This window comes from Henriciella mobilis (assembly GCF_003576285.1).
In the GTDB taxonomy this organism is placed as follows: Bacteria; Pseudomonadota; Alphaproteobacteria; order Caulobacterales; family Hyphomonadaceae; genus Henriciella; species Henriciella mobilis.
Genome location: NZ_QWFX01000005.1, coordinates 909,606 through 921,974, shown reverse-complemented (window position 1 = coordinate 921,974; position 12,369 = coordinate 909,606). Strand labels below are relative to the sequence as shown.

Sequence of the window (12,369 nt, the reverse complement as noted above, 5' to 3'; positions counted from 1 at the left end):
CTAGACCGGAAGCGGCACGTCGGCTTCTTCCGGATGGCAATCGCAAGGGATCCGCAACACGACGGAGTCCGCGCAGGCCTTGGGCGTGCAGGGCTCGCCCGGATGCACCTTGTCCGCGCAGCAGCACGGCTCCCATGGGAAGACCCAGTCGAGGATCAGGTGCACGCGGTCCTCATCGCCGTGATTGGCAACATAGTGCATCCGCCGATTATTGATCTCCCAGATCTCGCCCTCCTTCATGTTCATCCGTTCCTTGCCAACATAGAACCAGCAATCGGGATTGGTCACGATTGGCAAGTGCACCCGATGGGAATGGGTCAGAGAGAAGTTCTTGTCCTGGTGGATGGAGATCTTGCCACCCGCCACGAGCTTGGCGAGGCTGATCCGGATGAAATAGCCGCGAACCGGCTTCTGGAACTTCGCGAAGGTTTCCGGGTGGGTTTCGTAAAATTCTGCGATCTGCGCGAGCAGCGACTGGATTGCCGGTCCGAACAGGTCGAGCGCTGGTCGACGCGTCGGATGCGTATGCCGGAAGTCTTCATCATAGGCGAGCCCGATAAACTGCGTATCCTTGTGCACCTCATAGCGCTTCTGGCGCGTATCGTCGGCCAGCCAGTGCTCCTGCGTCAGCCCGAGCACGAGCCGTTTCAACTCGCTGGTATCGAAGCTGCCGACGCGCTTGAAATTACCCTGGAAGTTCATGTCACCCATCCCGGAACATTCGACGTTCAGAGTAGGCAGCCCGCCCTTCCAAGGCAACCAGCACCATGCGGCGTACGGGAGCGCAGGTTTCAGAAAAAGGGTTGGGTGGCAAGCCTGAGCCGCCACCCAACTACGAAGTCAGTCTTAGAAGGACGTTGGTAGCGCTACCACCAAGTTGACTGAAACTCAACGACTATTCAGGCGGGCGTGCCACACTGTCGCGCCCGATGACCTCGTAGTCGAACCGGACCGTCTCGGCCTCCCTGTCTTCCGGACGTCCGCGAACGGCCCTGGCCGCGAGCTTCACGGCCAGCGCTGCCATGTCTGCAACGGGCTGGCGGACCGTGGTCAGGTTCGGCCAGACCGTCGATGCGATCGGCGAGTCGTCGAATCCGGCGACAGACAGGTCCCGCGGCACCGACAGACCATGGCGGGCAGCTGAAGCCAGTACACCCGCCGCCATATCGTCATTGGCTGCGAAGATGGCGGTTGGCGGCTCATCGAGGCCGAGCAGCTCATCGGCGGCGTCAAGGCCGGACCGATAGGTGAAATAGCCCTGCTTCACGAGCGTTTCATCGAGGCTGAGCCCAGCTTCCCGCAAGGCGGCCTTGTAACCGTCAAACCGTCCCGCCGCCGCTGTGTGGTCGGGGTGGCCCTTGATGAAAGCGATACGCCGGTGCCCTCGCGAGATCAGCGTCGCTGTCAGGTCATGCGCCGCCGCATATTCATCGATATTGATCTCGGTTGCGAGGCCCGGCTTGATGGCACTCGAAAGGAAGACGGCCGGAAAGCGGTGCTCCTCGACCAGCCGCCAGATGCCAGGATTGTCGCTGATCGGTGCAGGCACAATCATCGCGTCCCAGTCGCGGTTCATCTGCGCAGCGAGGTCGTCCAAATTCAGAGCGTCGGCCTGCGTGCGCTCCACAACGACATGCGCCCCAATTTCGCGAGCCGATTCCAGGACCCCCATCAACAGTTCACCGAGATACGCCGATGAAGGGTTTCCATAAAGCAGGCAGATGCGAAGTGACCTGGCACCGGCCAGGTTACGGGCGGAGATATTGGGCGAATAATTGAGACGCTCAATCGAGGCGCGTACGCGTTCGCGCGTTTGCTTCCTGACGTTCGTTTCGCCATTGATGACCCGCGAAACGGTCATCGGCGAAACGCCCGCATCCTTTGCCACGTCGGACAAGGTGACAGATCGTGATTTTCTCGATGGAGGCATTCACCCGTCCAGACCTGCTGATTCCTGCGCGGCGCAGCATGCTGCGCGCTCCCCAGCCCGTCAATTCGGCCTGCTGACAGAAACGCGAACTGACCGGTTAAGCCGATCAGAAGTCCACCGGCCGCCCTATCCGGCTTTCTTCATGGTCTCGGAGAGTTCAATCAGCTGCCGCAGCTGCGATTCCGTTTCCACAATGGCGCGAATGGCCTCCGGGGCCGCCTTCAGTACATTCTGCGCCGGTTCCGCCGCGCCCAGGACAAAGCCCTGGATTTCATCGCACCCCGTCTTGGCCAGCGCTGCCAGCTCGATTTCGGTTTCCACGCCTTCGGCAACGACCGTCATGTCGAGCGAGCGGCCGAGACGGATAATCGTCTCGACAATGGACAGGCTGTTGTCGTCGGTGGCGATGTTCTGGACGAAAGAGCGATCGATCTTGATTGTGTCGAATGGCAACCGGCTGAGATAGCCGAGCGAGGAATAGCCGGTTCCGAAATCGTCGAGCGCAATTTGCACACCCAGTGCCTTGAGCGCCCGGAAAACGCGCAGCGCCCGTTGGTCGTCTGAGATCAGAACATTCTCTGTGATCTCGATTTCCAGGCGGCTTGCATCAAGCCCGGACTCGGCGAGCGCGGCGCGTACAGCCTCGACAAAGGTATGGTCGCGGAATTGCAGCGGACTGGCATTGACGCTGACACGCCGCTTACCGTCCTGCCGCGCCGCCGTCATACAGGCCTGGCGCAGGACCCATTCACCGATCTTGACGATCAGCCCACAGCCTTCGGCAACAGGTATGAACTCGCTCGGGCTGACCTGTCCACGACGCGGATGATTCCAGCGAACCAGCGCTTCGTAGCTCACAATTTCACCAGTCTCGAGGTTCATGCGTGGCTGGTAATGCACCTCAAGCTCTTCGCCCTCCAGCGCATTGGCGAGGTCGAGCTCCAGCAGCTGACGCAGCCGGACATGTTCGTCCATGCCAGTCTCGAAGAGCGCATAGCAGTTCCGGCCATTATTCTTGGCATGATAAAGCGCCGTATCGGCCCGCGTGACCAGCCCGACAGACTGGATACCGTCACGCGGACAGAAGGCGACGCCGACAGACGCCCCGATCCGCACACGCTGGCCATCCGACAGCTCTATCGGCCGGCTGAGCGTCTCCACGAGGCGCATGGCGAGCTCTTCAGTCTGGCTGACGAAGTCGATCCTTGGCTGCAGCACGGCAAATTCGTCACCGCCCAGCCTGGCGACCGTATCGCGGCTGCGCACGAGGTCACGGATCCGCTCGGCGGTCGCCTTGAGCACTTCGTCGCCCGCGGCATGACCATGCAGGTCATTGACATCCTTGAATTTGTCGAGGTCGATGAGCACCACCGCAGACATGGTCTGCTCGGTCATTGTCTCGTCGATCATGGCAGACAGTCGATCATTGAACAGCGCGCGGTTTGGCAGCCGGGTCAGCGGGTCATGCAAGGCCATGTGGCGGATACGCGCCTCAGCCTTCTTGCGCTCTCGCAGGTCGACAATAGCGAGCACACGCATGTCGGTTCCCCTGAACGTCACGTCGCGGCTGCGGACTTCGACCGGGATCGCCTCACCCTTGGAATCGATGACTGACAATTCCTCGATTGGCGCATCCGGCGAGCGTGACAGTTTGTCGAGTTTGTCGATGTCGGCGCTGGACAGAAGGTTGTACAGAGGCCGCCCGCGCAGGTCTTTCAGGCTGGCGCCGACAAGCTGGCTGAGCGCGGCATTGCCATCGACGATTTCGCCATCGACGACCAGGCAAAGCGCTTCAAACGTCGCATTTGCCAAGGCAGACAGGCGCTCAGCCTCCTCGAAGCTTCGCCGGTCGCTTTCGAATTCGGCGCGCTCCTCCTCCCGCGACTGCATGGTCTCCATGAGGGCGTTGAACGTGCGCGTCAGGCGCTCGGCATCGTCGCCCTGCTCTATCGGCAGGCGCAGGTTCAGATCGACCGTTCCACGTGCAAGGTCGCCCATCGCATCTTCGATATGCCCGATGCCGATACGAGTCGAATGTTCGTTTTCATTGAGGCCGCGCTCTTCTGCTTCGCGGGAAACGCGGATTCCCGATACGGCCCTGAGCGTGATGTAAAAGGTGAGCCCGACGCCGAATGCCCAGCCGAAATTGATTGCGCACCCGAGCAGCTGCACAAGCGCCTGCTCGAAACGGCCACCGGCGGGCAGCATGGCAACCGGCGCCAGGACTGGCAGCAGCAGCACGCCGACAGCACCGGCGAACCCGTGAACACCCACGGCCCCTACCGCATCGTCGATGCGAAAGCGCGTCTCCAGCCATTCATTGAACCACAGGGCTGCGACGGCACCGCAGGCGCCGATCAGCATGGATGTACCGGGATTCAGGATATGGCACCCGGCCGTCACAGCGACCAGGCCCGCGATCAGTCCGTTGATCACCTTTTCCGGCAGCACCGACCGGTCGCGCGCCATCGTCCAAGAATAGCCTGCCAGGCAGCCGGCTGCGCCGGCCAGGATTGTGTTGAGAACAATCGCACCGATCTCGGCCGTCGCCGCCCCGGTGGAGCCGCCATTGAAGCCGATCCAGCCGATGTAGAGCATCAGCGTCCCGGCACCGGCCAGCACCGGGCTGTGACCGGAAAACCGGACCGGCCGGCCATCTGCCGTGAACCGGCCGCTTCTGGCGCCAAGCACGATACAGGCAGCGAGCGCCAGCCAGCCCCCGAGTGCATGAACGACGGTCGACCCCGCAAAGTCGATATAGCCGAGATTGCCAAGGAAGGCGCCAGGGTTCTCCTGCAAGGCGCCGCCCCACGTCCAGTGAACAAAGACCGGATAGATAAACGCCCCGATGACTAGCGAACCGATGACATAGGCTGAGAGGCGCATGCGCTCGGCAACTGCGCCGGACACAATGGTTGCGGCGGTACCGCAAAACATGACCTGGAAGACAAAGAAAATCTGCTCGGGTGCGCTGAGCTGACCAAGCCCGACAAATGACACCTGGAAGCCTGCCGGAAGGATGGATGTGGCGCCGAACGCGATCATGAACCCGACCGCAGCAAAGGCAATGGCAGACGCCGTGAAGTCCATCACGTTCTTCATCGTCACATTGATGGAATTCTTGGACCGTACCATGCCCGCTTCCAGCAGCAGGAAGCCAATCTGCATCAACATGACGAGTCCCGCCGCGACGAGGACCCAGACGTAATCCAGAAGCTGCGCAGTATGGGCAATCGGCGAGACATGAGAGGCGGAAGCCGAGGCCTCAGAAGGCGATGGCAGGACAGCCAGGCCGAGAAGGCAGGCGGCAATTCGACAGACGCTCATGAGACTCGCCAAGCCAGCATCTCCTGTTCAAGGAATATGAAGAGACGATGCTGTCTTTAGCGGAGCTTCGTAAAATCCACGTAAACTGTTGCAAATACTATTATTCGTGGCGGACGCGAGATCTTTTGAGTGACGCGTGGAGCCTACTCGTTGCCGATGTAACCGAGAACGGTTGCCCGCTGGATCGCACGCGCCTTGCCGGCCACTCCCAGCTTCTTCGCACTGTTGGTGATATGAAAGCGGACCGTCGGAACCGAAATGTCGATGATGGTTGCAATCTCCGAGTCTGTCTTTCCCGCAGCCGCCCATTTCAGGCACTGGATCTCACGGCGGGTCAGATAGACTGCCGGGCTTTTGGGACCGATGGCCCGGGCGTCGTTATAAGTCGCGATGAACTTAAGCGCGAGGGCGTGCAGGTGCTCGGCATGCGCATCGAACAGGGGGCGCACGTCGATCTCCTCGTCGCTCGCCCAGACCACCGCACCGATGGTCCCGCCCGGAAGGTAGACCGGCGCGACAATAGCGGACGCAATGTGCCCTTCCTTGTACTGCTTGGGATCGTGGCTGGCCTGCAGGGCCTCGTTCGGACGCCAGCTGCCAAGCTCACCCTTGCCGAAATAGAAAGGTTCCGCGCAGGTACGCGTCGCGTGAACCATCGCTGAACGAAGCGCAAAGGCGCGGTCCTTCCAGTACTGGAGCTCTGGATCAATCCAGCGAAACAGCGTCTCCGCAAAGGGGCGGCCATCCGCATCGACCATCGGCTCAGGACTGCCGATGTCGGCGCTGACGGCATTATAGGGTAAACTGAGGTCCTGGCCCGTCCGGCTGACCTCATGCGCAAGTGCAACAACCTGTTTTTCAAGCATGTTCAAAGGTGCCGAGTGTGTCGTGGACGTCCAACTTCAGAACCCTATTACAACTAGCAGCTTGTCGATTGCCACCCGTCACTGCAAGTTTAACTCAGGGGCAAGTGAGCCCGTAAAAAAGACAAGAAGGGAGGGCGGGTCATGAAACTCACGCTTGATCAGAAGCACGAAGATTTTCGCCGTGAAGTCAGAATGTTTCTTGAGGAAAACTTGGCGCCGGAGCTGGCGCAGGCCGGCCGGCTGTCCACGAGCGTTTTCAGCGAGCCGCAGCACAGCAAGCCCTGGCTGAAAATCCTGAACGAAAAGGGATGGGCCGCACCACACTGGCCGGAAAAGTATGGCGGTCCCGGCTGGGACGAGATGGAAAAGTACATCTTCGCCTCGGAATGCGCGCGCGCGGGGACGCCTTCTCTCTCTCCCATGGGCCTGCACATGGTCGGCCCGTGCATCATGGGATACGGAACAGAAGAGCAGAAGGCCTATTACCTGCCCCGTATCCTTTCAGGCGAGGACTATTGGTGTCAGGGCTACTCGGAGCCGGGGGCCGGCTCTGACCTTGCAAGTCTTCAAATGCGCGCCGTCTCTGATGGTGACGATTATATCCTCAACGGCTCAAAGATTTGGACGACACAAGCCCATCACGCCAACAAGATGTTCTGTCTGGTGCGCACCTCCACCGAGGGCAAGCCACAGCAGGGTATCACATTCCTCCTTCTGGACATGAACCTTCCTGGTATTCGCGTGGAACCCATCATCACGCTGGCTGGCGAACACGAGGTCAACCAGGTCTTCTTCGACGATGTCCGCGTGCCGAAATCCGGTCGCCTCGGTGAGGAAAATGATGGCTGGACGGTCGCGAAGTATCTACTCGAATTCGAACGCGGTGGCGGCAACTCCGCTGGTCTCGAAGCGGCTCTTGAGCGCATCCGGATCATGGCCCACGCAGAACCGGCCGGCGGTGGCCGGCCACTTGCCAGCGATCCGGCTTTCCAGCGGCGTTTTACCGACACGAAGATAGCCCTGGAAGGGATCGTCATAACGGAAAAACGCGTCACGGCGGCACTTGCCGGGGGCGGCAATCCGGGGCCGGCCTCATCGATGCTGAAGACCGCCCGGACCGAAACCATGCAGCGGATTGACGAACTGGCCATCGAAGCGGCGGGCCTCTACGGCAATGTCGATCAGATGGCCGCGCGCCAGCCCGGCTCAAATATCGAACCAATCGGCCCCCAGCACAGCCTCACGGCCATGCCGCGCTATCTCAATAACCGCGCAGGGTCGATTTATGGCGGGTCGAACGAGGTGCAGCGAAATGTGATGGCGAAGCTGCTCCTCAAACTCTGAACCTGTAATAAATATCGGCCCCTGTCATTTCCGATAGCTTGTAAGACTCCCCGTCTGCGTGAACCATCGCGCCTTGATAACCGACAACCGGGAAAACCCGGACAGGGAGGAAAATATGGTTCTCAGAGTTTCACTACGCCACAGTCTTGTCACGACCACGTCGCTGGCGCTTCTGGCGGGCTTCGGTCCGGCCGCTGTCGCGCAGGATAATGACACCGGCGCGGCAGCCGCATCCGAAGAGGCCGCAGCAGAAGCCGAAGTCGACAGCGATCGCCGTCTGACCTCGATCCAGGTGACCGCCCAGCGCAAGGAAGAATCGGTGCTCGACGTTCCGATGTCTATCCAGGCGTTTGGCGAAGACCAGCTTGATGACCTGCGCGTCAACAGCGTCGATGACCTCCAATCGGTCATCCCGTCCTTCACCGTGTCGCAGTCCTATCAGGGCGTGCCGACCTACACGCTGCGCGGTATCGGCTTCAATACGATCAACGTTTCCGCGACATCGACCGTCGGCACCTATGTTGACGAGGTCGCCTATCCATTCCCGTTCATGAACTCCGGCCCGGTTTTCGACGTGAACCGTGTCGAAGTCCTGAAAGGTCCGCAGGGCACCCTCTTCGGCCGCAATACCACGGCCGGCCTGATCAACGTCGTCACCAACAAGCCTGGCGATGAATTCGAAGGCAGTCTCGGCCTCGATGTCGGCAATTACGACACCATCAATTATGAAGGCATGATCAACGTGCCGCTGGCCGACAATGTCCAGGCCCGCTTTGCCGCCCGTCACGAGAGCAGCGAAGAAGGCTGGCAGGTTTCCGACCTCACCGGCCAAGACCGCGGCACGATCGACAAGACCGGTTTCCGCGCCGCCCTCGCCTGGCAGCCAACCAGCAACATCGACATAGACCTTTCCTGGAATGGCTGGACCAATAACTCTGACACGATCGGCGGTCAGGCCATTGGCCTTACCCCGGCTACCAACCCGCTCAGCCCGTTTGCTGGCGGCGCCGCCGCCTTCAACGCACCAGGCGTTGTGGACTATGTGCTGAACAACAATCCGACAGATGCTGAAACCGCTGAATGGGCGCCGACATCGGCCCGCGCCAGCACGCAGTTCGGCATTTCGGGCTTTGATGGTCCGCTTGAGGAAGACTCCAGCTTCAACGCCTACAAGCTTGGCGTCGACTGGCGGTTCGACAATGGCATGCAGCTGTCCTCGCTGACCGGCTACAACGACCTGCAGCGTGAAGCCCTGCTCGACTGGTCGGGAGCCCCGGCGGCTATCCTGCTTCAGGACATTGATGCCGAAATCGAATCCTTCAGCCAGGAATTCCGCCTTGAAGGATCAACCGGCATCGCGGACTGGATGGTCGGCGTCTACTATTCCAAGGACGAGATAACGGACTCCAACCAGACGCTTCTGCGTGACAATGCCAACAGCAATTTCATCAGCACGATCGCAACAGGTCTGGCTTACGATACCGAGAACACGCTGAGACTGCTGAACCCGGCGCTGGTGCAGCTCGAGCAGGCGAACCCGGCAGCCTATGCGGCGGCGATTGCGCAGCAGACGGCCTTCATCAACTCGTTGAATGTCGATCCGGAGACCGGCCTGCCCTATTCACCGGCTGAAATCCTCGGATCGTTCCAGAAGTACCGGGACATCGGCGAATTCGAGTCGACAAGCGCCAGCATCTTCGCCAATGCCAACTGGCGCCTGACGCCGGAGTGGGAGCTGATCACCGGCGTGCGCTACACGCAGGATGAACAGGACTATATCGGGTGCTCCGGCGACATTGACGGCTCGATGCAGCCGAACGTGAACATTTTCAACCGCTTCTTCTTCGTCGGTTTCTATCCTGATGTGACGGCGCCGCCGGCCCCGCTCCTGGAGAATAGCTGCAACACCTACAGCAACGTCAAAAACAGCTTCGGCCCTGTCGAATCGAATGTCGATGAAGACAATCTCTCCTGGCGGGTCGTGGCAAACTACACGCCGACCAACATGGAGAACCTGCTGCTCTTCGGGTCGGTGTCGAAAGGTTACAAATCCGCTGCGACGCCGGTCAATGCCGCCTCCAAGGCAGAGCAGAACTTCCCGGCAACGCAGGAAAGCCTGCTGGCCTATGAGCTTGGCATGAAGGCCGGCCTGCTGGATGGCCGGATGCAGGCCAACGCTTCGCTGTTCTACTATGATTATGAGGACAAGCAGGGCGCGCAATTCTTCCCGGACCCGATCTATACGGCCCTGTCACAGCTGCAGAACGCACCGGAGGCCAAAGCCTACGGCCTTGACGCGGAAGTTACCTGGCTGCTGACGGACGAGCTGACGGCGATTGGCGGTCTCACGCTCCTCAACACGGAGTATGGCAGCTTCGATACTTTCGACTTTGCCGGCCAGCCGACCAATGTCGAAGGCGATCCGTTCCTCTACAGCCCGGAAACGGCTGCCAGCCTGACGCTGCTCTATGACAAGCCGATTTCGCCGACGCTCGGCCTGCAGGCCACGCTGAACGGCCGCTGGCAGAGCGACTCGACGGCCGGCGACCCAGACAACCCGCTCTATGACATCGACTCCTACGGCATTCTCAACGGTTCGATCGGGCTCTATTCGCTCGAAAGCGGCTGGGAAGTCTCACTCTGGGGCCGCAACCTGACCGATGAGTACTATTGGCAGCAGATCACTTCCAACGCGAACGTGATCATGCGGTTCGCCGGAAAGCCACGCACTTACGGCGCTTCACTGACCTACCGCTTCTAGCAGCGTACAAAAATTCCTCCCGACATAGCTGGCGCCGGCTTCAAACCGGCGCCTTTTTTTGTTTGGACTCTGCGTACTGAGCCGGTGTCCGCACCTTCTTATCCGGCCTTGGACACGCCATCAAAGCAGATGCAGGCTCACAACACTTGACATTATTGTAAATTGTAAACATTTGAACTGGGAATGAGGATTCAGCATGCCCGACGCAAACGACATCGCCACTGACGCGCCCTCGCAACTGCCCAGCGCAAAGATCGGATCGCGTGCGCCGGACTTCGAGGCGCGCACAACGGAAGGCCTCGTCCGCCTGTCGGATTTTCATGGCCGCTGGCTCGTCTTCTTCTCGCATCCAGCAGATTTCACGCCTGTCTGCACCTCGGAGTTCATCACTTTCCAAAACCAGATCGACCGTTTCAGGGCGATGGATTGCGAACTGCTCGGCCTGTCAGTGGACAGCCTGTATGCGCATCTGGCGTGGGTGCAGGATATCGAGGCGCGTTTCGGCGTGCGGATCACCTTCCCAATTGTCGAAGACATCTCCATGTCTGTCGCCCGTGCTTATGGCATGGTCCACGACTCCTCGGATTCCACCGCCGCGGTCCGCTCCGTCTTCTTCATCGATCCGGACGGCATCATCCGGGCAATGATACATTACCCGCTCGCCATAGGCCGTTCGGTCGAGGAAATCCTGCGCGTGCTGGCCGCATTGCAGACCTCTGACCGGGAAGGCGTTTCAACCCCTGAGGGTTGGACACCCGGCGAGGCCGCCGTCCTGCCTGCACCGGCCGATATTCGCGAAGCCGATGCCCGCGCCGCGATGAATGGCGGCACCTGGTACTACACCCACAAGGAGGCCGGACAATGAGCCTCGACATGGACAAGATGCAACCGCTGGCCGGAGAAGCCACCGCCTTGCTCAAGGCGCTCGCCCATCCGGCCCGTTTGATGATCTGCTGCCAACTGCGCGACAAAGAACTCTCCGTCAGCGAGATCGAACAGACCCTTGGCATCCGGCAGCCGCGCCTCTCACGTGAGCTCGCCAAGCTGCGCGACGAAGGCCTTGTCGAGACCCGGCGGGATGCCAAGTCGATTTTCTATCGCTTGTCGGACAGCTCCCGCGCCGGTGCCATGGTCGATGCGCTTTGCGCGGTGATGCTCGACAAGCCAGCACCTGCTTCCAAGCCACCTGCGGCCTCCGGTTCCAGCTCACCTCAATCCAGCGGTTCAGGGCATTTTGCCCGGATCGTCAGCTAACGAAAAAGGAAACAGACCCATGACCAAACCAATGGTTCAAGGGTTCTTCGACGACGCCACCAATACGATCAGCTACGTCGTCTGGGACCCCTCCACCGACAAGGCTGCGATCGTCGACTCGCTCCTCGATTTCGATCAGGCCTCGGGGCGCACCAGCACGCAATCGGCCGACCAGCTGATCGCCTTCGTGCGAGACAAGGGCCTGACGGTCGAGTGGATCATCGATACGCACGTCCACGCAGACCATCTCACTGCTGCGCCTTACATCAAGAGCCAGCTCGGCGGACGCACAGGCATCGGCGAACACATCTCGACGGTTCAAAAAGTCTTCGCCAGGATCTTCAACGAAGGTCAGAGCTTCCACACCGATGGCAGCCAGTTCGATCACCTCTTCAAGGATGGCGAAACCTACCGGATCGGCACGATAGAGGCCAAGGCGATCCATACGCCCGGCCACACGCCTGCCTGCATGAGCCACCTGATCGGCGATGCGCTCTTTGTCGGCGACACCATCTTCATGCCGGATTTTGGCACGGCGCGCTGCGACTTTCCCGGCGGCGATGCCGGCACGCTCTTCGACTCCATCCAGAAGCTGTTTTCACTGCCCGATGAGACGCGCGTCTTCCTGTGCCATGACTACAAGGCGCCGGGCCGCGACGAATTCGTATGGGAAACCACGATCGGCGAAGAGAAGGCGCACAATATCCATGTGAAGACCGGCACGACACGCGAGGCATTCATCAAGATGCGCACCGAACGCGATGCGACACTGGCCATGCCGAAGTTGATCCTGCCTTCAGTCCAGATCAACATGCGCGCGGGCAACCTGCCCGAGCCTGAGGACAATGGACAGCGCTACATGAAACTGCCGATCAACGCGCTGTAAA

Annotated in this window: 9 protein-coding genes; 5 read left to right on the top strand and 4 right to left on the bottom strand. The window is 60.3% G+C overall.

Annotated features, from left to right (window positions below; translation table 11 throughout):
* From D1223_RS04230 to D1223_RS04215, 4 genes are all read right to left on the bottom strand, one after another.
* Positions 1-702 carry an aspartyl/asparaginyl beta-hydroxylase domain-containing protein gene (locus D1223_RS04230; RefSeq protein WP_158586709.1) on the bottom strand — a complete coding sequence of 234 codons (702 nt, stop codon included), beginning with the start codon at positions 700-702 and terminating at the stop codon, positions 1-3.
* Positions 703-895: 193 nt separating this feature from the next.
* A complete protein-coding gene (locus D1223_RS04225) occupies positions 896-1,888 on the bottom strand; it encodes a LacI family DNA-binding transcriptional regulator (RefSeq protein ID WP_233353041.1) in 993 nt (330 codons plus the stop codon).
* 168 nt (positions 1,889-2,056) lie between these two features.
* Complete coding sequence (gene amt, locus D1223_RS04220) at positions 2,057-5,257, bottom strand: ammonium transporter (RefSeq protein ID WP_119375134.1); 3,201 nt, start codon at positions 5,255-5,257, stop codon at positions 2,057-2,059.
* Positions 5,258-5,400: 143 nt separating this feature from the next.
* Positions 5,401-6,123, bottom strand: a complete 723-nt coding sequence (locus D1223_RS04215) for a helix-turn-helix transcriptional regulator (RefSeq protein ID WP_119375133.1) — start codon at positions 6,121-6,123, stop codon at positions 5,401-5,403.
* A gap of 141 nt (positions 6,124-6,264) precedes the next feature.
* Between D1223_RS04215 and D1223_RS04210 the strand changes: the two genes are divergently transcribed.
* The 5 genes from D1223_RS04210 (at position 6,265) to D1223_RS04190 (ending at position 12,368) form a co-directional block, all read left to right on the top strand.
* On the top strand, positions 6,265-7,467 hold the full coding sequence (locus tag D1223_RS04210; protein WP_119375132.1) for an acyl-CoA dehydrogenase family protein: 1,203 nt from the start codon (positions 6,265-6,267) through the stop codon (positions 7,465-7,467).
* Positions 7,468-7,582: 115 nt separating this feature from the next.
* Positions 7,583-10,228, top strand: coding sequence for a TonB-dependent receptor (locus D1223_RS04205; protein ID WP_119375131.1), 2,646 nt, complete (start codon positions 7,583-7,585; stop codon positions 10,226-10,228).
* Positions 10,229-10,424: 196 nt separating this feature from the next.
* Complete coding sequence (locus D1223_RS04200; RefSeq protein WP_119375130.1) at positions 10,425-11,093, top strand: peroxiredoxin; 669 nt, start codon at positions 10,425-10,427, stop codon at positions 11,091-11,093.
* Positions 11,090-11,482: an ArsR/SmtB family transcription factor gene (locus D1223_RS04195; protein ID WP_119375129.1), complete on the top strand. Its 393-nt coding sequence runs from the start codon at positions 11,090-11,092 to the stop codon at positions 11,480-11,482. Before D1223_RS04200 ends, D1223_RS04195 begins: the two co-directional genes overlap by 4 nt.
* A gap of 19 nt (positions 11,483-11,501) precedes the next feature.
* Complete coding sequence (locus D1223_RS04190; RefSeq protein WP_119375128.1) at positions 11,502-12,368, top strand: MBL fold metallo-hydrolase; 867 nt, start codon at positions 11,502-11,504, stop codon at positions 12,366-12,368.
* Position 12,369 lies beyond the last annotated feature (1 nt).

Bases quoted from the DNA above. Each gene is read 5' to 3' on its own strand.
- D1223_RS04215 (WP_119375133.1), bottom strand. From the start codon at position 6,123: ATGCTTGAAAAACAGGTTGTTGCACTTGCGCATGAGGTCAGCCGGACG.
- D1223_RS04230 (WP_158586709.1), bottom strand. From the start codon at position 702: ATGAACTTCCAGGGTAATTTCAAGCGCGTCGGCAGCTTCGATACCAGC.
- amt (WP_119375134.1), bottom strand. From the start codon at position 5,257: ATGAGCGTCTGTCGAATTGCCGCCTGCCTTCTCGGCCTGGCTGTCCTG.
- D1223_RS04210 (WP_119375132.1), top strand. From the start codon at position 6,265: ATGAAACTCACGCTTGATCAGAAGCACGAAGATTTTCGCCGTGAAGTC.
- D1223_RS04195 (WP_119375129.1), top strand. From the start codon at position 11,090: ATGAGCCTCGACATGGACAAGATGCAACCGCTGGCCGGAGAAGCCACC.
- D1223_RS04200 (WP_119375130.1), top strand. From the start codon at position 10,425: ATGCCCGACGCAAACGACATCGCCACTGACGCGCCCTCGCAACTGCCC.
- D1223_RS04205 (WP_119375131.1), top strand. From the start codon at position 7,583: ATGGTTCTCAGAGTTTCACTACGCCACAGTCTTGTCACGACCACGTCG.
- D1223_RS04190 (WP_119375128.1), top strand. From the start codon at position 11,502: ATGACCAAACCAATGGTTCAAGGGTTCTTCGACGACGCCACCAATACG.